The sequence below is a fragment of the Rahnella sp. EDr1-12 genome (assembly GCF_049206505.1).
Classification (GTDB): Bacteria; Pseudomonadota; Gammaproteobacteria; order Enterobacterales; family Enterobacteriaceae; genus Rahnella; species Rahnella rivi.
The window spans coordinates 518710-542351 of record NZ_JBLZNY010000002.1; the positions used below are offsets into that span (position 1 = coordinate 518710).

Sequence of the window (23642 nt, forward strand, 5' to 3'; positions counted from 1 at the left end):
CCCCCACCCCCGCCGCCCCCTTTGCGGGGGGCGGCGGACAGACATTAACTCTGTTGTACGTGCAGACCGTGTTGCACAAGAACGTCCCCCAGGGTGTTCGAGGCATCCATTGATGCGTTGTGGTAAACGTCGAACGTCAGGCCATCCACCGTGCGTTGCCCGGTTTCACTCCATGCGCCGTCCGTGCCCATTTGCAGATTCACCAGACTGCCCTCACCGCCTTTAATCACCACTTCATCGGACGGATTGTCTTTCACATTCAGCGCTTCATGCAGATTCAGCGAGATGCTGTTGGTGCCGGAATTACCCAGATCGAAGATGTCGATATGCTCGACTTTCAGCCCGAGCAGCGTCAGATCCAGATGCTGATTGGTGCCTGCCAGCAGCAAGGTATCGATACCGGTTCCGCCGTCGATCAGACCGAAGTCCAGCGTGTGAACCGAGATGGTGTCGTCACCCGCGCCGCCGATGGCCACGCCGTCAGTTGCCGTCAGGTCGATGGTCACGCCGCCAATGGAGAACACTGTGTCCGCGTGCGCGGTGGTGTCGGCCGTGGCGGTATCGTGCGTGGTCGTCGTTGAGGCACTGGTGTCCGTCGCTGCCAGCGGAGCGGTCAGCGTGCTGGTGGCGTGCGTCTCTGAGGTATCCGTGGTGGTGCTGGTATCGGTGGTGTGAACCGCCGCCAGCGTATGGGTATCGTCCACTGCCTGCGACGTTGCCATCAGCGTTACAGGTTCAGCCGGTAATGTAGAACCGACCGTCAGCCCGACGTGGGCATCGAATCCGTTACCGGCCGCATCGACCGCTTTCAGATCAATCACCGCCCCGAGCAACGCGGCGAGCAACCCGGTCAGCCCGTAACTGCTCAGTAAGGCACTGCTGAACTTAACGGTCCACGAACCGTCCGCCTGCACGGTCCCCGCCAGCGTATTGCCCAGCAGCGTGACGCTGACCAGCCCCCCTTGCGCGATGTTGCGGCTGGTGCCGCTCAGGGTCAGACCCTGACCACCGAGAATGCCGCCCACCACACCGAGCGTCAGCCCGAGCAGTGGATTGAGCGCCACCAGCGGCAGGGCGTGTGTCAGCACGCTCAGCGGGTTAGAGATGATGGCGGTGTTGCCCACGGTATCTGCCACCGACACAGAAACCTGCGTCGAGCCATCCGCCAGCCCTTTCAGCTCTGCCGAGGTAAACGGCACACTCCACGCGCCGTTAGTGATGGTGCCGGTGTGCGTCACGCCACCAATACTGACCGACACCGTGCCGTTGAGCAGGTTGGAGGTTCCGGTAATGTTGGTGTTAGCGCCCGCTTCAGCCGCGTTCAGATAGCCGTCACCGCCAAACAGTGAACCGAGCGACAGCGTTGGCAGAGTGTGAATACCGACCGTTGCCGATGCGCTTCCGCTGGTGGAATGACCGGCGGCGTTAGTGATGGACGCACCGACATTCAGCGTGCCGTCGAGCAGGCTCGCCAGCGTCAGCTGCGGAACCGCGACGCTGAAGGTGCCATCCGCTTTCACCAGCGCCGTCAGGGTATTGCCGCCGACGTTCAGGGTCACGGTTGAGCCCTGCGCGTTGGTGGTGGTACCGCTGATGGTTTGCGTCAGCAGCGCATCCGCCGCGTTCAGCAGGCCATCGCCAAACAGCGGGTTAAGCGTAATGGTTGGCAGCGACTGCGATACCACGTTCAGCAGATTGGTGACCGACGCCGTATTACCGGAGCCATCCACCAGGCTGGCGATGACCGACTGTGAACCATTGAGAATGGCGCCCAGATCGGTCACCGGCACCGTCACGCTGAACACGCCGCCGACGCCCACATTGGCAAGGTAGTTTTTGCCGTTCAGGGAAATCTGCACCTGCGTACCCTGCGCAACGTTGGTCGCGATACCGCTGATGGTCTGGCCGGTCAGCAGATCAACCACGTTCAGCACGCCATCGCCAAAGACCGGATTAAGAATAATCGAGGGCAGATTGTGGATACCGACATTCAGCCCCAGGGTATTCGACGCCGTGTTGCCCACTTCATCGGTCACGGTGGTGACGATGGTCAGATTGCCGTCCAGCAATCCGGCCAGCTGAAGCGGTGTCAGTGCAGCAGAGAACTTGCCGTCACTGCCCACGGTGGCCGTCAGGTTAATCAGGCCGCCGCCGACGTTGATGTTGACCGTTTCGCCAACATGCCCGTTAGTGACCGTACCGCTGATGGTTTGCGTCAGCAGGGCTTCCGCCGCGTTCAGGATGCCATCTGCACCGAAAACAGGATCCAGCACAATTTTCGGGACAGCATTGATGATGGAAGTGAGCGTACTGCTGCTGGTGCTGGTATTACCGCCGCTGTCAGTGACAGAAACCACCACAGGGAAGGTGCCGTCGCCCAGCGCTGTCAGGTCACCCGGTTGCAGGGTGATGCTGAATGCGCCGGTACCGTCGGTCGCGCCGAGGAAGGTTTTCCCGCCCAGCGTGACCTGAACCTGCGTGCCCGCAGTCACGCCGCTGACTGTCCCGCCAATCACCTGCGTGGTCAGCGCATCCGCTGCGTTCAGCAAGCCATCGCCCAGTACCGAGGTGAGGTTAATGACCGGTTTCACCAGATCCAGCACCGCATTGGCCACTGCCGAACCGACGTTACCCGCGGCATCCGCCACGGTGACGCTGACTGCCGCGGTCGTGCCACTGAGCAAGCCGAGCACGGACGGCGGAACGGTGACCAGGAAATGCCCCGTTGCATCCACTACGCCATCAATGGTTTGTGTACCGACCTGCACCGCGATGGCCGTACCCGCCGCCACATTCGAGACGGTACCGCTGATGGTCTGATTGACCAGCAGATCGGCGATATTCAGCACGCCGTCGCCAAACACGGTATTGAGCACCACCTCCGGCAGATTGTGGATGGCAATCCCCACCGGAATAGTGGTGGTCGACGTGTTGCCTGCCGGGTCTTTCAGGGTAATGCCCAGACTCAGGTTGCCATCCAGCAATGCCGCCAGATCGCCCGGCTGGATCTGAATATTCCAGGTCCCCGCCGTCACGGTAGTGTTGTAGGTTTTGCCGCCAAGCGTCACGGTCACCTGAGTACCGTCAACCGCTGTCGCGACGCCGCCGATGGTTTGCGCCAGCAGTGCTTCCGTGGCATTCAGCAGACCGTTGCCACCAAACAGAGGATCCAGCGTACCCAGCACCGGCAGCGTTTTAATCACGTCCAGATTCAGCACGGACGCGGTCACGTTGCCTGCGGCATCGGTGAGGTTCAGGTTCAGCACCTGCTGACCGTCACCCAGCGCGCCGAGCAATGCCGCCGGAATATTCAGTGACCACGCACCGTTCGCCCCGACAATGGCCGACAACGGCGTGCCGTTGATAACCGTCGACACCACCGACCCCACGCCCGCACCAATCGCCGTCCCGCTGATGGTTTGCGCCACCTGCGATTCCGCCAGATTGAGGAAGCCATCCGTCAGCCCCAGACCGCTGGTGACGTTGAGCGCGAGCAGTTTGTTGAAGAAGATATCCAGACCGGTACTGACGCTGGTGGTGTTACCCGCCTGATCCGTTACCGTCGCCGCCAGTGTCAGGGTGCCGTCGTTAAGCAGCAGCAACTGCGCTGGCGTCAGGTTGAGCGACCACGCCCCGCCCGGCTGAATAACGGCCGTACCGATGGAGGCGCCGCCCAGTGTGACGTTCACCGTCTGACCGTCTGCCCCGCTGGACGTACCGCCCACCAGTACGTTGAGCAGCGATTCCGCCAGATTAATGACGTTATTCCCGGCCACCACATCCAGCGCCAGCAACGGCGCGGTGGTATCGACGTTCACGGTGTGCGGAACCGCCGTGCCCACGTTACCTGCCGCATCCGTCAGGGTCGCGGCGATGACGTTGGTCGCGCCGTTACCTTGCGGCAATGCCTGCAAATCGGCGGCAGGCACGCTAACCGACCAGGTGCCGCCCGTCTGCACGGTGCCGATGTAGGTTTTGCCATTCAGCGTGACGACAACCACACGCCCCACGTCGCCGGTATCCGCCGTACCCGTAATCACCTGCGCAGATTTCGACTCGGTATTGTTGAGAACATCGTCGCCGGTGAAGGCATTGATGGTCAGGGTTGGCACCGTGGTATCCACCAGCACGCCTTGTGTGGCACTGGTCGCCGGGATCAGTGTTGAAGCGGTAACGGTAGTGGTGGTGCCATTGACAAATTCAGCGGCAGCCACAGATACCGACCATGTTCCTCCAGTGACTGTCGCCAGATGCGGAACACCCCCGACGGTGATATTGACCAGCGTACCGTCAGGCACGTTGATTGATTTACCCGAAACGGTAATGTTCGCCGGATTGCCATCCGCCACGTTAATGATGTTATCGCCGGTCACCGGATCAATGGTGATGGCGAATGTTGGCGGCGTCAGGTTGACCGTAATGGCCTGAGGCAGCGGCAGATTTGCCGTGTTACCTGCCAGGTCATTAACAGAAGCGGTGATCGTGTCCGCGCTGTCCAGCGTTGCCAGTTCCGCAGGGGTAAAGGTGGCACTCCAGGTGCCGTCGCCCAGCACCGTTGCCTGATGGCTGATGCCGCCAACTGAAACCGTCACCTGCTGTCCGGCCTGCACATTCACTGTCGAACCGGTGATGGTTTGCGGATTCTGACTTTCAGCGTAGGTCAGATCGAAACCGGCACCGGCGAATGACGTGACTGCCACGGCTGGCAACTGGGTCACGGCGATACCGATATCAGTTGAAGCCGAACCGGTATTACCGCCACCGTCCGTCACCGTGACCGAGATTTGCTGTGCGCCCTGCGGCAGATCGGCGATTTCACTGGTTGACAGAGGCGCCGTCCAGTTGCCGTTCGCATCCACCGTCACGCCCGGAATTGTCAGACCGCCTATGGTGACCACCACCGTTTGTCCCGCGCCTGTCAGCCCGGTCGTTCCGGTAATGGTCTGTGCTGTCGCAGCTTCCGCGGCACTCAGATAACCATCGCCAAACGGCGTGTTGATGGTGACATCCGGTGCGGTGAGGTAGCTGGTAAACGGCAGCGTCGCTGGCGTACTGTTGCCTGCGGCATCGGTCACCGTCACGTTAATATCATGCGCGCCACTGCCCAGAGAATTCAGGACGCCCGCAGGCAGACTGACCGTCCAGTCACCTGTGGTCGGATCGACGGTGGCGGTATAGGTGGTGCCGCCGACATCGATGGTTAATTTAACGTTCTGGTTGTCGCCGGTAATCCCGGTGTTACCGGTGATGACGTTCACACCGGCCGCTTCGGGAATATTCAGGCTACCGTCGCCAAATGGCGTGTCGATAGTCGGTACCGGTCCGGACAGATGTGACGTGAAGCTGATGGTCGTATCGTTATGGTTACCGACAGAATCGGTCGCCGTCACGGTAATATCATGCAGCGCGGTCGTCTGCCCCAGCGATGCCAGCTGAACAGGCGTGAGGTTCAGGGTCCAGTTTCCGGTATCCGGATCGACGGCTGCCGTAAACGGACTGTCGGTCATGCCCGCGATCGCCACACTGACGGTTTGGCCTGCGCCCGTTACGCCGGTGGATCCGGTGAGCGTCTGGCCGTTAACATCCGCAGATTCTGCAATGTTCAGCGTGCCGTCACCGAATGGCAGATCAATCGTCGGTTGCGGAATGTTATTGATCCGCACATCCACCGAAGCCGGCAGCACAGAGGCGTTACCCGCACTGTCGGTCACGGTCACCACGACCGGCCATGTGCCATCCTGCAAGCCCAGCAACTGTGCTGGCGTCAGGGTAACCGTCCAGGTTCCGGCAGCAGAATCCACCACCACCGGCACTGCGTTACCGTTAATGACCACAGTGACGGTTTGACCCGGCGAGGTGATACCGGTCGTACCGGTAATGCTGCCGCCCGCGGTCGCTTCATCCAGATTCAGTACACCGTCACCGAATGGCACGTTAATGCCAGCCACTGGCAGAACCTGCGTCACCGACGTGAAATCAAGGGTTCCCGGCGCACTGGTATTCCCCGCGCTGTCGGTGGCGGTCACGCTGATGGTGTGCGTGTCATCCGTCAGCCCCTGAAGCACGCCGGAAGGCACGGTCGCCGTCCAGGTGCCGTCATTGGCGACGGTGGCCAGCACCGGCGTGCCATCGACAGTCACCAGAACGGTCTGACCCGCACCGGTAATGCCGGTTGAACCGGTGATCAGCTGATTACCTGCCGCTTCGGCGGCGTTAAGAACGCCATCCACAAACGGCGTATTGATGGTCGGTAACGGCAGCGGAGACAGTTCGATATCCAGACTGGCGCTGGAAGACGCCGGGTTACCGGCAACATCCTGTGCCGTCACGGTCACCTGTACGATACCGGTGGTCAGCCCGTTGAGCAGCCCCGGCGCCACGATCGCCGTCCAGCCGAGTCCGTCAGGGTTCACCGTACCGGAAATCGGATCAAGCAGCCCCGGCACCGTCACCAGCACAGCCGTTCCCGGCGCCAGACCTGAGCTGCTTCCGCTCAGGTTGAAACCGTTGGCCGCTTCACTGATATTCAGGATCCCGTCACCGGCAATCACGCCAATCGTCAGCGTTGGTAACGCGTGCGAGGAGAGCGTGAAATCAGCCGACGTGGTGAGGTTGTTCCCGGCCGCATCGGTCACGCTGACATCGATGGTTTTCGTGCCATCGGTGGTGATGGCCTGCACATCCACGCCCGGAATGGTCAGATTCCAGACACCCGTGCCGTCTGCGGTGGTGGTGTAGTCTTTGCCGTTAAGCGTGACGGTCACGGTCAGGTTTGGATCCGTGGTTCCGCTGACCGGAATACCCAGCGCCGCTTCTGCCAGATTGATGATGTCATCACCGCCGGTATCCACCGTCACGGTCAGGAGCGGTGCGACGGTATCAACCGCCACATCATGCGTTGCCGTGGCGACGTTTTGCGCCACGTCATTCGCGGTGGCAGTAAAGGTGTTATTACCCGCCGGCATCGCCTGAACCTCAGCCGCCGTCATCGGGAAGCTCCAGGTGCCATTGGCCTGCACGGTGGCAGTAAACGTCGCCGTATAGGCTTCGCCGGTGATAACCACGGTGACCGTGCCGCCCACAGGCACGTGGCTGGAGGTACCGCTGACGGTCATCCCCTGATTGTGCTCAACGATATTGATGTAGTCATCGCCGGAAATCGCGTTGATGGTCAGTGTTGGCAGGTCGCCCGGCTGAGCGATCACCGTGGCGTTGTGAGTGGCAGACGCCGGGTTGCCGCTCACATCGGTACTTGTCGCCGTCACGGTCACCGGTCCGTCAGACAAGGTAGCCAGATCCGCGAACGGAACGGTAGCCGTCCAGGTGCCATCCGCACCCACGAGGGCGTTGTAGTCATTACCGTTAAAGGTCACGACCACCGTCTGCCCTTCTTCAAGATTCGTGGAGGTCCCGGTGATCGGAATATCCGCGCCTTTTTCTGCCGCATTAATGTAATCATCGCCCGACACGGACGTGATGGTCAGCGTTGGCAAATCAGCCGCCGCCGCATCGACGCTGAAGCTGTGATTGCCTGTGGTGATGTTACCGGCCGCATCGGTGATAGACGCTGACAGCGTGTACGTGGTGTCGGCCAGCGCCTGCACCACCGAACTTGGCAGCGTGAAGCTCCAGGTGCCGTCCGGCTGGACGACGGCGGTGTAAGTCACATTGTTGAAATTGAGCACCACGGAAACGGTTTGTCCGGCATCCGGGATGTCAGATGTGCCGCTGATCACCACCGGCTGCAAGGTTTCGGCAGCATTAATGATGTTGTCGATCGCCACCGGATCGAAGTTCAGCACCGGCGGCGTGTAGTCCACGGTGATTGCACTGTTAACTGTGCCCTCATTACCTGCGCTGTCGGTGGCTGTCACCACGATGTTTTGCGGGCCTTCCGTTATCGCCTGCAAATCAGCCGCACTGATGTTAACCGTCCAGATCCCGGTCGCATCGACAGTCGCCGCATGATCCACACCGCCGATATTCACGACGACGGTCTGACCTGCGCCCGTCACGCCGGTGGTACCGGTGAGGGTCTGTTCGGCGCCCGCTTCCAGCTGATTGAGGAAAGTATTGCCAAACGGCGTTTCGATGGTCGGCACCGGGACGTTCTGCGTCGCGAGCTCAATATTGACCGGCGGCAGCGTGGTGGTGTTGCCCGCGGCATCGGTCAGTTGAACCGTCAGCGGATAGCTGCCGTCAGCCGCACCGTCGAGCGTATTGGCCGGAATGGTGGTGCTCCAGCTCCCGTCCGGCTGTACTTCTGCAGTATAAGTTTGTCCGTTAAAGGTCAGGGTCACGGTCTGCCCGGCTTCCGCTGCATCCGTGTTTCCGCTCAGGGTGATCGGCGCGCCCGCTTCGGCGGCGTTGATCACGTTGTCTGTCGCGATCGGATTAAGCGTCAGCGGAGGCGGTGTGAAATCGACATTCACAGAACCGGTAATGGTGCCCTGGTTACCTGCGGCGTCGGTGACGTTAACCACCACCGGCGTCGGGCCTTCCGTTACGCCCGTTAAAGTGCCTGCCGGAACGGTGACAGTCCAGGTGCCGTCTGTCGCAACGGTACCGGTCAGGGGGATGCCGTCAATGATCACGGTCACCGTCTGGCCGTCGCCGGTCAGCCCGGTAGAACCGGTCAGAGTCTGTGCGGCAGCCGCTTCATCAGTGCCTAACTGACCATCGCCGAACGGCGGGTTCAGGGTAGGTACCGGCGGTTGGGTGTAAATACCAATATCCTGCTGCGTGGTCACGGTACCCAGATCGGTAGACACCGTGGTCGCAATCACATGGCTGGTGCCATCGGCCAGACTGGTAAGGTCATTCGCCGGGATCGGCACGCTCCAGTTTCCCTGCGCGTCGGTCGTGGTGGTGTAGGTTTTCCCACCCAGACTGACCGTGACGATCGTGCCCTGCGGCACATTGGACGTCGAACCGCTGATGCTCACACCCGCCGCGGCTTCCGTCACGTTGATATTGTTGTCACCGGCGATGGTATCAATGGAAATACCGCCGAGCGTTGAGTTGACGGTAAACGCATCGCTGCCCTGCGCCGGGTTCCCGGCCACATCCGTTACGGTGGCGTTGATCGTCGCCGGACCGTCGCCGAGTGTCTGTAAATCAACCGCCGGAACAGAAACGCTCCATGCGCCGCTGGCCTGCACGATTGCGCTGTACTGAAGTGTGCCGATAGTGATGAGAACGGTTTGTCCCGCTTCCACATTCGTGGTGGTACCGCTGAGGATTTGCGCTGTCTGCTGCTCCGCGCCATCAAGCGTGTTGTCGCCTGCAAACACCGAGACAGTCAGCGTCGGCAGTAAGGCCGGATCCGCTTTTACGGTGACCGGTGCGGTCGCGGTGCCTGCGTTGCCTGCGGCATCAGTGACGGTGGCGGTCAGGGTGTACGTTCCGTTCGCCACATTCGCCAGTGCATCAGCCGGAATGTTAACGGTCCATGCGCCGCCTGCGCCCACGGTACCGCTGTAGGTATGCCCGCCAAGCTCGATGGTGACGGTATCGCCCGTCTCACCCGCGCCCGCCGTACCGCTGACCGGAATAATCGCCCCGGCTTCGGCCGCATTGATGGTGCCGTCGCCTGCAACCGGGGTGGTGATGGTGACAACGGGTGCAATGGTATCAACCGATACCGCCACAGAAATGTTGCTGGTGTTGCCTGCCGCATCCGTTACCGCAACCTGCACGGCGGTCGGGCCTTGTCCGACGGCAGTGAGTGCCGATGACGGCACAGACACCGAGAACGAACCGTCGGCGGCGACAACGGCGGCGTAATCCTGCCCGCCAAAGGTCACCACAACGGTCTGGCCGCTGCCGGAAACGCCGGTATTCCCGGTCAGTGTCTGGCTGACGCCCGCTTCGGCGCCATTGAGAATGCTGTCGCCAAATGGCGTGTCGAGTGTGGCGTTTGGCAGATTGTGAATGATGACATTCAGCACATTGCTGCCGGTGACCGGTTGCCCGACGGCATCGGTGGCACTGACAGTAATGGTGTGTTGACCGTCGCTCAGGGTAGCGAGATCTGCCGCAGAAACCTGCGCGCTCCAGCCGCCGCCCACGCCGACCGTCGCGGTGTACGTTTTGCCGTTGAGGATAATCGTCACGATGCCGTTGACCGGCACGTTGACGGAGGTCCCGCTGATGGTGACGCCCGCTGCCGCTTCCTGAGCATTCAGCTGGTTATCGCCGGTGACCGGATTCACAGACAGACCGCTAAGCGTGTTATCCACGGTGAACGATTCACTGCCGGTGGCCGGATTTCCGGCCTTATCCAGCACCGCGACATCAATTTGTAATGTGCCGTTGGTCAGTGCGCCCAGCGCTGAAGACGGAATGCTGACGCTCCAGCTGCCATCCGCCTGCACGGTCGCGTTGTACACCACGTTATTCAGGGTGATATTGACGACCTGCCCGGCTTCAACATGCGTCGTCGTCCCGCTGAGGGTCTGAGCCGTTTGCTGCTCTGCACCATCAAGAATATTGTCGCCAGCAAAGGCGTTCAGGGTGATGGTCGGCGCTAAGGCCGGATCGGCTGCCAGCTGAACATTGGACGTAATGGTGGTGCTGTTACCGGCTGCGTCAGAAAGCTGTACGGTCACCGGATATTGTCCGTCCGTCACGCCTGCCAGAGCGCCTGCCGGAATGGTCACCGTCCACTGCCCGTTTACCGCCACGATGCCGGTGTAAGGCTGGCCGTTAATCGTCACGGTCACGGTGTTACCGGCTTCAGAAATCGATGCGGTGCCGGTTACGTTAATATCAGCCGCCGCTTCGGCGCTGTTGACGTAACCGTCGCCGGAAACCGGATTGAGGGTCAGGGTTGGCGCGGTGAAATCGACAGTGGCGGAACCGCTGAGCGTCGCGGTGTTGCCCGCGCTGTCAGTCACATTCACCACAATCGCATTATTGCCTGCCGGTAATGCCTGCAAATCAGCAGACGGCAGGCTGACCGACCAAACGCCGGCGCCATCCACCGTGGCGTTATAGGTATGCCCGCCAAGGGTGACGGTGACGGTCTGCCCGTCACCGGTTTTGCCGGTGGTGCCGCTGAGGGTTTCAGCCGTTGCCGCTTCGGTAATATTCAGATAACCGTCGCCAAATGGCGTGTTAAGGGTGGGCACAGGAGCCTGATTATCCAGGCCAACAGAGATGCTGTTATTCAGCGTGGAGCCATCCAGCGCCTGCACGCTGGCAGAAAGTGGCAGGCCAGCAGGGTCAGCACCCAGTGATTGCAAATCAGCGGATGACAGCGCCAGTGACCATTTGCCGTCTGGCTGAACCAGCGCAAGGCGGATCAGCGAACCGAAAGTCACCGTCACCAGCGCAAACGGCGCGACGCCAAGCGTGGTCCCGGTGATCAAAATGCCATCATTGGTTTCAGTGACGTTGATGACGTTATCGCCGGTCACCGGATCGATGGCGATACCGTCCTGCGTGGTATCCACGTTAAAGGTGTCAGTGCCCGGCGCGGCCTCGTTACCGGCTTTATCAGAGACAGTCGCGGTGATGGTTTGCGAACCGTCACCCAGCACAATCATATCTGCCGCCGGAACAATCACGCTCCAGTTGCCGCTGGCACCCACGGTCGCCGTATAGGTGTGGCCGTTCAGGGTGATGGTGACAATTTGTCCGGCTTCAACGCGCGTGGTGGTACCACTCAACGTTTGCGCGGTCTGGCGCTCAGCACCATCGACAATATTATCCGACGCGAAGGTATTCACCGTGATGAGCGGCGGGAGGGTCGGATCAGAAGCGACGTGAAGGGTGCTGGTATTGGTGATGGCGTTCCCCGCCGCATCCGTCAGTGTCGCGGTGACCACGACATCCTGATTAAGATTGTTCAGCGAACCCGCCGGAATGCTTACGCTCCAGCTGCCATCCGGCTGAACAATGGCGCCCGTATAATCAACGCCGTTAATGGTGACGACCACCGGACGACCGGCTTCGGATACCGACGCCGTACCGGTCAGGGTCATTTGCGTGGCAGCTTCCGCCACGCTGATGTAACCGTCGCCTTCCAGCGGATTGACCGTCAGGGTTGGCGCGACGGTGTCCACGCTCACCGGCGTGGTGAGGGTATTGTTGTTACCCGCCGGATCGGTCACGGTGACCACGATATTATTGCTGCCCTGCGGCAGGGTGCCGAGCAGGGATGGCGGAACCGTGACCGTGAAGGTGCCGTCAGAGGCGACGGTGCCGGTAATTTGCTGGCCGCCAATCGTCACCGTGACGGTCTGGCCCTCGCCTGTCAGACCGGTATTCCCGGTCAGTGTCTGGCTGGTGGCAGATTCAGCGCCATTAAGCGTGTTGTCACCGCCAAAAGCAGGATCCAATGTTGGCGGAACGCCGTGGATCGCCACAGTCAGATCCGTGGTCTGACTGATAGGGTTGCCCTGAGCATCAACCAGGCTGACGGTCACCGTGGTTGAACCGTCGGTCAGCCCCTGCAACTGGGCAGGAGAAATACTCAGGCTCCATCCGCCATCCGCTGTGGTGGTGGTGCGATATTCCGCGCCCCCCAGCGTCACGGTAATTTGCGTACCGGCAGGCACATTGGAGGTGGTGCCGGTGATCACCAGCGCACTCTGTGCTTCCGTCGCATTCAGCTGTCCGTCGCCGGAAATCGGGTTAACGGTCAATATACCGGCGTTGTCGTTTACCGAGAATTCAGCCGGAGTGGTGGTCTGGTTGCCCGCGGCATCCGTCAGGGAAGCGGTCAGCGTGTAGTCGCCATTGGCCAGAGCAGACACGGCATTGGCCGGGATGGTCACCGACCAGCTGCCGTCCGCGCCCACAATGGCGTTGTAATCGACGCCGCTGAGGGTGACGACCAGCGTGCGCCCGGCTTCAGACACTGAAGCGGTACCGGTGACCGTCAGCGGTTGCTGATGCTCCACGGCATCCAGAATGTTGTCATTGGCAATCGGGTCAAGCGATACCACCGGCGGCGTTCTGTCGACCACCACGGTGACGCCCTGCGTAACGGAATTGCCATCCGTGCCGGTGACGGTCACCGAAATCACATAGGTGCCATCCGCCAGATTTTGCAGATCGACCGACGGCAGGTTGATGTCCCATTTGCCGTCAGCACCGACGGTGCTGGTGTAGGATTTGCCATTGATGGTGAGGGTAATCGTCTGGCCTGCGGCCACGTTGCCTGTGGTACCGGAGAAAATCTGCGCGATGCGCGCTTCCGTCGCATTGAGGATGTTATCGCCCGCAAAGGCGCTCAGCGACAAGGTTGCTGCCTGACCGGTGTTACCGCCGCCATTGTTTCCACCCCCGGTATCGCCGCCACCGGTGTTTCCACCACCGGTATCGCCGCCGCCTGTGTTTCCACCGCCGGTATTGCCGCCGCCCGTGTTTCCACCGCCGGTATTACCGCCACCGTCGCTGCCGCCGTTATTGCTGCTGCTACCCCCTCCGCCGCCACCGCCACCACCTGCGGCAATCGCGATACCGGCACCGAGCGCAACCACGCCCAGAATGGCGCCTAAAACAGCGGGGTCAAAGTTGGAAGAGTCGAGGACCAGGGCACCGACGTCAGGAATGGTTTCATAGGCAGGGACGATCGGGACAGCGCCTGCGGTCGCGCCGGTATCGACAAAGGCCGCGTGTTCGATAGGATGCACGCCATCATCGAAAACCAGCTCGCTGTGATGGCCCTTGCCATCGGTATCGAAGAAGCTGTGATAACGGACCGTACGGCCATCTTTCATGTGGATGACAAGATCGTTCCCGACGCGCTCGTAGCTTACGACCGCGTCACGCGTCGCATGCACGCGTACTATGCTGATTTGATTGAGGGTTACGTCCTGGCTGGCGTTTGAAACCTGGGAGATCACCGCACCATTTGTACGAGAAAGAACATCAATAACAACGCTACCGTTCTGAGCCATGTTGTACCCCTGTCTGCATCCAGTTGTTGCTCATATCCGCCACGAACCACCCCTCCCGTCACAGGGAAGAGCGATTGGCGAACATGAAGACCATTGAAGTAATGGATTAACTTCCAACTGGTGATGAGTGGTACACAGACTGCAAAACGTACAAATAATGATAATAGTGATGCTTTTTATGTGTTTCTGTTTGGTGATTCCGTCATTTTTATCCCGGAAACTCCATAAGTTATATGCATGATTTGAGTTAAGTGTATTAAAAAAATGTTATCTTAAAGATAAAAATTATTCATCAAATGGATATGAAATATAATTTTTGACGGATGTGAAAATCTGGCCTAGCGAGGGATTATTCTGTTAATTTATTGAATTAACATGATTTTATGGAGGATTTACAAAAAGGTAAGCGCGATCATTGTCAAGAAAATCAACCATAAAGAGATAAAAAAAACCATCAAAACGGCTTACCAGTTTTGTGGGAACACATCGTTTTTTTTGAGCTTAATGCATTGAGTACAAAAATAATTAAGACTACGTGCAATCACTGAAACTTATCGTTTCTGATAAACTGTGCGGTCTGTTTAATCTCAGGTGTTTTTTCATGAAGGAAAAGACTCATCATCATGTCAGGTAAATATTTATCGCTGACCTCAACCAATATCACGAGATTCTTTTGGTTGTTCATTTTGCTGCTGGCACTGGGGCTGGGTCTTTACGGGTATAACTACACCAATGCTTATCTGAATGACAAACTGCGCACGGTGCAAACCACCGCCGACCAGTTGCAAAAACGTATCGATAAGTATCGCTACATGACCTATCAGATTTACGACAATTTCACCGGCCAGCCGCTGCCGCCGGACGCCGTGTCTGCGCAGGAAATTCGTCTGCGTCAGGACATGTTCTACGTGTCCAAACCGCGCAAGAAAACAGATGCCCTGATTTTCGGCACTCACGACAGCTCCACGCTGGATCTGACCCTGAAAATATCCGCCTTCCTGGATGAACAGTGGGGCGCGAAAACGCTGCCTTATTCGCTGTATTATCTGAACGGCCAGGATAACAGCATGGTGCTGATCACGACGGTGGCGCTCGAGGAACAGGATTCCCGTCTCAAAGAAAACTATTTCACCAGCACGCTGCAATCGCGACGCGCTGAAATGCTGCAACAGGCGAATACGCTGGACGAACGCGAAAGCTATTCCGGTCTGCGTAAATCCCGGCAGAGCAGCGACTACAGCTTCTCCCTGCGTACCACCTTCAATAACCCCGGCCATCTGGCTACGGTCATCGCGTTTGATATACCGATGAGTGATTTGATCCCGCTGAACATGGCGCGGGACAACTTCCAGCTCAATGGCAGCACGGCCGCCGTCAATGAAGGTGATCCGAGCGACGACAACGCCACCAGCAGCATCACGCTGCAGGGCTGGTCGCTGGTGTTTAACGTGCCGCTCAGCAACTCGCCGCTGTCGCTGACTTACCACGTGCCGCTGTTTAGCCTGGTGGTTGATCTGTCGAGAAACAACTTCTGGCTGATCCTCATCAATCTGTTCCTGATCGCACTGGCGATGACCAGCATTTACTTCATCCGTCATCAGTACATCCGCCCGAGTGAAAATATGGCGGCGCAGTTGCACATGCAGCAGGCGCTGAACCAGGAAATCATATCCGGGCTGCCGCTTGGCTTGCTGGTCTACAATTTCAGCAACCACAGCGTGATCCTCAGTAATAAAATTGCCGACCAGCTTCTGCCGCATCTCAGCCTGAATAAAATTGCCAATATGGCCGAGCAACACAACGGCTCGATTCAGGCCACCGTCAATAATGAGGTGTATGAGATCCGCATGATCCGCAGCCAGATTTCGCCGGAAACCTATCTGTTCCTGCTGCACGATCAGGACAAAGAAGTGATGGTGAACCGCACGCTGCAACAGGCGAAGCGTGAGTTCGAGAAGAATCTGCAGGCGCGCAAACTGATGCTGCACAATTTAGGCATCGAACTGAATCAGCCGTTGCAGGAACTGAACGGGCTGGTCGAGTCGTTAGTGGCGGTTGAAGAACCGCGCGAGCGCCAGATGCTTGAGGGCAAATTGCAGGTCGAATCGCGCAATGCGCTGACGCTGGTGGACAACATCACCCTGCTGACGCGGCTGGAAACGCAGGACTGGCAGCCAGCCAGTCAGTCCTATGTGTTATCCGCGATGGTCGATGAACTGCTGCTCGACGCCCTGCCCCGCTTAAGTCAGAAAGGGCTCGGGTTGCTGAATCATTTCCATATCGCGCCTGAAACCACCTTTGTCGGTGATATGCAGGCCGTGAAAAAAATCCTGTCGCTGCTGCTCGATTACGCCATCGTCACGACGTCCCTCGGCAAGGTCACGCTGACCAGCGAGCAGGACGAAGATCGCCCGGATCAGCTGGTGTTTCACATAACTGACACCGGCAGCGGAATTTCGAAGGAAGAATTGAGCAATCTGAATTATCCTTTCCTGAGTCAGACGTTAGTTGATCGCTTTAATCACGGCTCCGGCCTGACGTTCTTCCTGTGTAATCAGCTGTGTAAGAAGCTCGGCGGTCAGCTGGAGATTCGCAGTAAGCTGAATATCGGCACACGTTATACCGTGCGCGTCAAACAGCGCCCGGAAGCGCAGGAAATTGAAGCGGAACACGAGAAACTGTTGACGGATGTGACAGCGCTGCTGGACATCACGTCTGACGAAGTGCGCGGGATCGTCACCCGTACCATGAACGCCTATGGCGCCGTGTGTATTGTGGCTGACGAACGCCAGCTGACGCGGGAATATGACGTGCTGCTGACGGATAACCCGCAGAACAGTGACAAATTTACGCTGCTGCTGACCGACGATGAGTGCGGTTTTCAGTCGCTTGAAAAGCATTATATTCGCGTCAATTACAACATCAGCAGTGCGCTGATCGACGCAACCCTACTGTTAATTGAGCAGCAATTTGCTGTGCCTGATGACAGTGTTTCATCCGAAGAAACCGGTGAAGACTCTCTCGACCATTATGAAAATCAGCTAAAATCAAGCGATTACTATCAGCTTTTTGTCGAGACAGTACCGGAAGATCTTGAGAAACTGTATAATGAAAACCAACGTCGTGATTTCACATCACTTTCCCAAACTGCACACCGCCTTAAGGGAGTGTTCGCTATGCTGAACCTGACCCCAGGCAAGCAATTGTGTGAAGAGTTAGAAAAGTACATCGCAGATGGCGATGCATTACAGATTACTGAAACCATCAATCTTATTGATTCTTTTGTCTCCAGACTGCTGCAGCAAGGTAGCTAATCACATGAATACTATGAACGTAATTATTGCTGATGATCATCCTATCGTCCTTTTTGGTATTCGTAAGTCACTTGAACAAATCGAATGGGTGAACGTCGTTGGCGAGTTTGAAGACTCGACTGCACTGGTAAACAGCTTAAGCAAACTTGATGCGCACGTGCTGATCACTGACCTTTCCATGCCGGGCGATAAATTCGGCGACGGCATCACGCTGATTAAGTACATCAAGCGTCACTATCCTCAGTTGTCGATCATTGTTCTGACCATGAACAACAACCCGGCAATCCTGAGCTCGGTGTTGGATCTGGACATTGAAGGGATTGTTCTTAAGCAAGGCGCGCCGACGGATCTGCCTAAAGCGCTGGCCGCACTGCAAAAAGGCAAGAAGTTTACGCCGGACAGCGTGGCAAAATTGCTGGAAAAAATCAGTGCCAACGGTTACGGCGACAAACGCCTGTCTCCGAAAGAAAGCGAAGTTCTGCGCCTGTTTGCAGAAGGCTTCCTGGTCACTGAAATTGCTAAGAAACTGAACCGCAGCATCAAAACCATCAGCAGCCAGAAGAAATCAGCGATGATGAAACTGGGTGTGGAAAACGATATTGCGCTGCTGAACTACCTGTCCTCAATCAGCTCCATGCCGATCGACAAAGACTAGTTTTCAGGCTTTCAGCGACAACACTGACAGCAAAAAAAAGGCACCTTTCCGGTGCCTTTTCTTATGGTTTTTTTCGACTCAGCTTTCCTGTACAGGCCGCGCTTTGCGCACCCGATCACTGTAATAACTGAGCGTATCGCGCAGCGTTTCCAGCGTCACCGGCTTCGACAGGCAGTTATCCATTCCCGCTTCCAGACAACGCTGACGTTGCTCGGCCAGCGCATTGGCCGTTACGCCGATGACCGGCAGCGTATGCCCCAGCTCGCGCAGTTTTTGCGTCAGGCCGTAACCATCGAGACGCGGCATGTTCACATCGCTGAGCACGATATCAATCTCATGTGCCCGCATCGCATCCAGCGCATCGACCCCGTCGTTGGCAGTCACCACGATATAGCCCATGGTGCCCAGCTGATCGGCGAGCAGACGACGGTTGATCGGATGGTCATCCACCACCAGCAGCCGGATGTCGCTGTAATCCTGCGCCACGGCATTGTCAGCCGCCGGTGCCTGTAATCCGCCCTCTTCCCCGGCCGCCTCAATCTGATAAATCCGGTTAAGCAGCAAGGCGATTTCCAGCGGTGTCGAGGTGCCGTGTACCCAATACCCTGGCCGGGTTTCCACTGGCGGCCCGATATGGTCTATCGAGAATTCAATCTGCGCGCGCAAGGTGCCCATGTGAATAAACGGCGTATCGGTGATCAGCACGTCTTCCGCGCCGGTCTGCTGCTCAGGTTCGTAACGCTGAATGTTCGCGCCGTGATAGCGCAGCAGTTGCATCAGGTAGCTTTCAAGGTAGGCGTTGCGCACATCCAGCAGGACGGTTTTATCCTGCCAGTGATCCAGCGGCGCTTCGGACGGGAATACCGCGCTGTACAGCGGAATTCTCACCGTGAAGGAGCTGCCCAGACCCGGCTCGGATTCGACATCAATATCGCCATCCATCAGGTTGATCAGTTTTTCACAAATCGCCAGCCCCAAACCGGTGCCCTGGAAATGACGCTGCACGCCGGTCCCCACCTGGAAGAAGGGATCGAACAGGCGGGTAATTTCCCGTTCCGGAATGCCGACGCCGGTGTCGCGCACCTGGAATTCAAGATAATTACCGCAGGTTCTGACGTTGAGAACGATGCAGCCGGTATCGGTGAATTTGATGGCGTTATTCAGGATGTTGGAGATGACCTGCTGCAAACGCACCGGATCGCCGTTAAACGACAGCGGCACGTTATGCTCGATAAAGCAGTACAGCCCGAGGCGCTTTTTCACCACCAGCGGCAGATAGTTACCGGCGATATGGGTGATAACTTCCCGGCAGGAGAACTCCTGAGGCTCGATTTTCAGCTGCTCGGACTCAATTTTGGAAAAGTCGAGAATGTCGCTGATGATTTTCAGCAACAGCGCCGAGGAGTTGTTCATCGCCGTCACCAGGCGGTCAACACCCTGCGGCAGCCCCTGCGTTTGCAGTAAATCCAGGTTACCAATGATACCGTACAATGGCGTGCGCAATTCGTGGCTGACCGTCGCCAGGAACATGGATTTGGACTGGCTGGCCTGCTCGGCGGCGTTCGCCATTTCCTGCAACGACTCTTCCATTCTCACGCGCGCACTGACGTCAATCAGCACGCAGATCGCCACATCTTCGTTACGGTAGCGGGAATGGACAAAGCTCAGCTGGATATTGTTGTTGTTTTTAGTGATGACATCGACGAAGTTCACCTGCTGATCGCAGATGATGCGCGTAATGCGCTGACGGTCTTCCTGCGTCAACATGCTGATGTAATTGTGCGCCAGCTCGTTACTCAGAATGTTCACGCCGTCGCTGATACGCAGAATCGAAATCCCCACCGGCGCCGACGCGACAATTTTATGATTGAACTGCTCGTGCTCTTCCAGCCGGAACGCATTCTGTTCGGCGGGTAAAAACATCTTGCGCTCGAACACCCACGCCAGAATGAACAGCAACAGGCCAGAGAAGATATTCAGCAGCACGGCGTTGAATATCATGATCTTGAACCGTTCAATCACAATATTGAACGGCATGGAATACACCACGCTCAGCGAGGACGGCGACAGCGGCTTTTTGTAGATCAGGTCTTTGTAGCCGTTCATGTAGCCGAAGTAGGAGCTTTCCTGCGGGTAATTGCCCAGCGCGGCGGTATAGCGGTCACCTTCGGACAGGCTCAGCAGCGGCTGATCGTTCTCATCCAGCAGCGTCACGCCGGTATGTTGCGCGCTCGGCGTGACCAGATCTTCGAGACGCAGATTCTGCTGGATGCCCATCAGCGCTTCCAGCTTATTACCGACAAAAATCGGTGTCAGAACATACAGATAACCGGATTCTTTATTACTGGACTGCGACACCCAGTACAGGCTGTTTTCTTTATCCGGATTCTTGCCGTTACGGTATTGCAGGATTTTTTCATGCAGCGATTTCAGCTGATCCTGACTTTCCCGTTCAAAAGGCTCGCTGCTGATACCGAAATCCACCAGACACAGATTCTCACCGCCGATAAAGAACACGCGGTTGAGATCATAGGCATCGGAAAAGTTGTCTTTCCAGTAGTGGATCATATTGCCGAGCGACGCCAGCGAATTGCGGTAACTGCCATTGAGCTGTGAGCAGTCAGACTCAGGGAAAAGCGAAAGGTAGGACGGCGGCGTATTCTTGGTACTGATCATCCCGTTGATGATGTCGAGGCCGTTCATTGAATCGCTCAGTCGCTTTTCCGCCATGAACTTAATGCTGCGCATCACGTCATTGGAATTTTTGATATAGCTCTGCGCCAGATCGTAATTGAGGTTGTCCTCATCACGGATCTCCGACTCTTTGTTGTGGAAGATATTCAGCACATAAAAGGTGGTCAGCAGCACACCCAAAGTCCACAACATAAGCGCCAGCACCCGGAACAGGTAGCGGGAGATCCTCAGCGTTGTACGGAACGAAGCAAGATATTTCAAGGAGTAACCATCGGTGTAACGGCTCGGTGAGCGGAATGTGAATCAGAATACACTATTGGAGGACTTTCTAAAAAATCCCAAATAAATAAAAAAGGCATAACACGTTGCCATGTTATGCCTTTCTGACAACTGACTACGAAAACTTATTCTTCTTCGTCGTCAGCAGGCTGTTCGTCTTCACTTTCTGCTTCGTCTGGCAGATCGGCTGCTTGCGCCGCTTCCAGTTCACCTGCTTCGGTGGCAACGCCATCCAGCTCTTCGTCTTCAACCGGTTCTGCAACACGTTGCAGACCTACCACGTGCTCTTGTTCAGCGGTACGGATCAGCGTAACACCCTGGGTATTACGGCCAACGGTACTCACTTCAGAAACGCGGGTACGAACCAGCGTGCCGGCATCGGTGATCATCATGATCTGATCGGCTTCATCAACCTGGATCGCGCCGACAACCGGACCGTTACGCTCGCTCACTTTGATCGAGATAACGCCCTGTGTTGCACGGGATTTGGTTGGGTATTCAGCAGATTCAGTACGTTTACCGAAACCATTCTGCGTGACGGTCAGGATGCACCCTTCGCCGCGAGGAATGATAAGCGACACAACGCTGTCGCCTTCGCCCAGACGGATACCGCGAACACCGGTCGCCGTACGGCCCATCGAACGTACCGCTTCTTCAGAGAAGCGCACCACTTTACCGGCCGCAGAGAACAGCATGACTTCGTTTTTACCGTCGGTCAGGTCAACACCAATCAGCTCATCACCCTCGTTGAGGTTAATGGCGATGATGCCAGCGCTGCGCGGACGGCTGAAATCGGTCAGTGCGGTTTTCTTCACGGTACCGCTGGCTGTTGCCATGAACACATGACGGCCTTCTTCGTACTCGCGTACAGGCAGAATGGCGGTGATACGTTCGTTCGGCTCGAGCGGTAACAGGTTGACGATAGGACGACCACGGGCACCGCGGCTGGCTTCCGGCAACTGATAGACTTTCATCCAGTACAGACGACCACGGCTTGAGAACATCAGAATGGTGTCATGGGTATTGGCGACCAGCAGACGGTCGATGAAGTCTTCTTCTTTAATACGGGCTGCTGATTTACCTTTACCGCCGCGACGCTGCGCTTCGTAATCGGTCAGTGGCTGATATTTCACATAGCCCTGATGCGACAAGGTCACCACAACGTCTTCCTGGTTGATCAGGTCTTCGATGTTGATGTCAGACGAGTTTGCCGTAATTTCAGTGCGACGCGGATCATTGTACTGATCGCGGATCGCTTCCAGCTCTTCACGAATGACTTCCATCAGACGGTCAGGGTTGGACAGGATGTACATCAGCTCGGCAATTTGCACCAGCAGCTCTTTGTATTCATCCAGCAGTTTTTCGTGCTCAAGACCGGTCAGTTTCTGCAGACGCAGATCCAGAATCGCTTGCGCCTGTTGTTCAGTCAGGAAGTATTTCCCCTCGTGAATACCAAACTCAGGCTCCAGCCACTCAGGACGGGCTGCGTCGTCACCGGCGCTGGCCAGCATCGCCGCCACGTTACCCAGATCCCATGAACGCGCAATCAGGCCCGCTTTCGCTTCAGCCGGAGATTGTGCAGCACGGATCAGTTCAATGATCGGATCGATGTTTGCCAGAGCGATAGCCAGTGCTTCAAGGATATGAGCACGGTCGCGGGCTTTACGCAGTTCAAAGATAGTACGGCGCGTCACCACTTCACGGCGGTGGCGAACAAACGCAGACAGAATCTCTTTCAGACCCAAAATTTTCGGCTGACCACGGTGTAATGCCACCATGTTGATACCGAAAGAGGTCTGCAACTGAGTCAGCGAGTAAAGGTTATTCAGAACCACTTCACCCACGGCGTCACGTTTGATTTCAATGACAATACGCATACCGTCTTTATCAGACTCATCGCGCAGCGCACTGATGCCTTCAACACGTTTTTCTTTCACCAGCTCGGCGATCTTTTCGATCAGACGGGCTTTGTTCACCTGATACGGGATCTCGTGAACAATGATGGTTTCGCGACCGGTTTTGGCGTCCGCTTCCACTTCTGCGCGGGCACGGATGGAAATTTTGCCACGGCCGGTGCGGTAAGCTTCTTCAATGCCGCGACGGCCATTAATGATCGCCGCTGTTGGGAAATCTGGCCCAGGGATGTGTTCCATCAGCCCTTCAATGCTGATGTTTTCATCATCGATGAACGCCAGACAGCCGTTGATCACCTCGGTGAGGTTATGCGGCGGAATGTTGGTCGCCATACCGACTGCGATACCTGACGAGCCGTTCACCAGCAGGTTAGGAATACGGGTTGGCATGACCGCCGGGATCTGCTCGGTGCCATCGTAGTTTGGCACGAAATCGACGGTGTCTTTTTCTAAGTCAGCCAGCAATTCGTGAGCAATTTTCGACATGCGAATTTCGGTATAACGCATGGCAGCTGCGGAGTCGCCATCCACTGAACCGAAGTTGCCCTGCCCGTCCACCAGCATGTAGCGAAGTGAGAAAGGCTGAGCCATACGAACGATGGTGTCATAAACTGCGGTATCACCGTGTGGGTGATATTTACCGATAACGTCACCGACCACACGGGCCGATTTTTTATACGCTTTATTCCAGTCGTTACCGAGGACGTTCATTGCGAAAAGTACGCGGCGGTGTACCGGTTTTAAACCATCACGCACATCTGGTAGCGCACGTCCGACAATAACGGACATCGCATAATCCAAATAAGAGTTTTTCAGCTCTTCTTCGATGTTAATCGGTGTGATTTCTCTGGCAAGGTCGCTCATGGAGCTGCTATCC

Annotated in this window: 5 protein-coding genes; 2 read left to right on the forward strand and 3 right to left on the reverse strand. The window is 57.1% G+C overall.

Translation table 11 applies throughout. From position 1 onward, the window contains the following. Positions 1-44 precede the first annotated feature (44 nt). Positions 45-13910: an Ig-like domain-containing protein gene (locus ACO0U8_RS11785; RefSeq protein WP_421670842.1), complete on the reverse strand. Its 13866-nt coding sequence runs from the start codon at positions 13908-13910 to the stop codon at positions 45-47. 623 nt (positions 13911-14533) lie between these two features. Between ACO0U8_RS11785 and rcsD the strand changes: the two genes are divergently transcribed. Both rcsD and rcsB read left to right on the forward strand, forming a co-directional pair. Beyond that, complete coding sequence (rcsD, locus tag ACO0U8_RS11790) at positions 14534-17224, forward strand: phosphotransferase RcsD (protein ID WP_421670843.1); 2691 nt, start codon at positions 14534-14536, stop codon at positions 17222-17224. A gap of 4 nt (positions 17225-17228) precedes the next feature. Continuing rightward, positions 17229-17879 carry a response regulator transcription factor RcsB gene (rcsB, locus tag ACO0U8_RS11795; protein ID WP_056782307.1) on the forward strand — a complete coding sequence of 217 codons (651 nt, stop codon included), beginning with the start codon at positions 17229-17231 and terminating at the stop codon, positions 17877-17879. Between the two features lie 78 nt (positions 17880-17957). On the opposite strand, the gene rcsC is transcribed toward rcsB, so the two are convergent. Both rcsC and gyrA read right to left on the reverse strand, forming a co-directional pair. Next, a complete protein-coding gene (gene rcsC, locus ACO0U8_RS11800) occupies positions 17958-20834 on the reverse strand; it encodes a two-component system sensor histidine kinase RcsC (protein ID WP_217203192.1) in 2877 nt (958 codons plus the stop codon). 143 nt (positions 20835-20977) lie between these two features. Then, positions 20978-23629: a DNA topoisomerase (ATP-hydrolyzing) subunit A gene (gyrA, locus tag ACO0U8_RS11805; protein WP_056782304.1), complete on the reverse strand. Its 2652-nt coding sequence runs from the start codon at positions 23627-23629 to the stop codon at positions 20978-20980. Positions 23630-23642: the final 13 nt, after the last annotated feature.

What these genes read in the sequence shown, in the direction of transcription:
- rcsB (WP_056782307.1), top strand. Translation starts at nt 17,229, where the DNA reads ATGAATACTATGAACGTAATTATTGCTGATGATCATCCTATCGTCCTT.
- rcsD (WP_421670843.1), top strand. Translation starts at nt 14,534, where the DNA reads ATGTCAGGTAAATATTTATCGCTGACCTCAACCAATATCACGAGATTC.
- gyrA (WP_056782304.1), bottom strand. Translation starts at nt 23,629, where the DNA reads ATGAGCGACCTTGCCAGAGAAATCACACCGATTAACATCGAAGAAGAG.
- ACO0U8_RS11785 (WP_421670842.1), bottom strand. Translation starts at nt 13,910, where the DNA reads ATGGCTCAGAACGGTAGCGTTGTTATTGATGTTCTTTCTCGTACAAAT.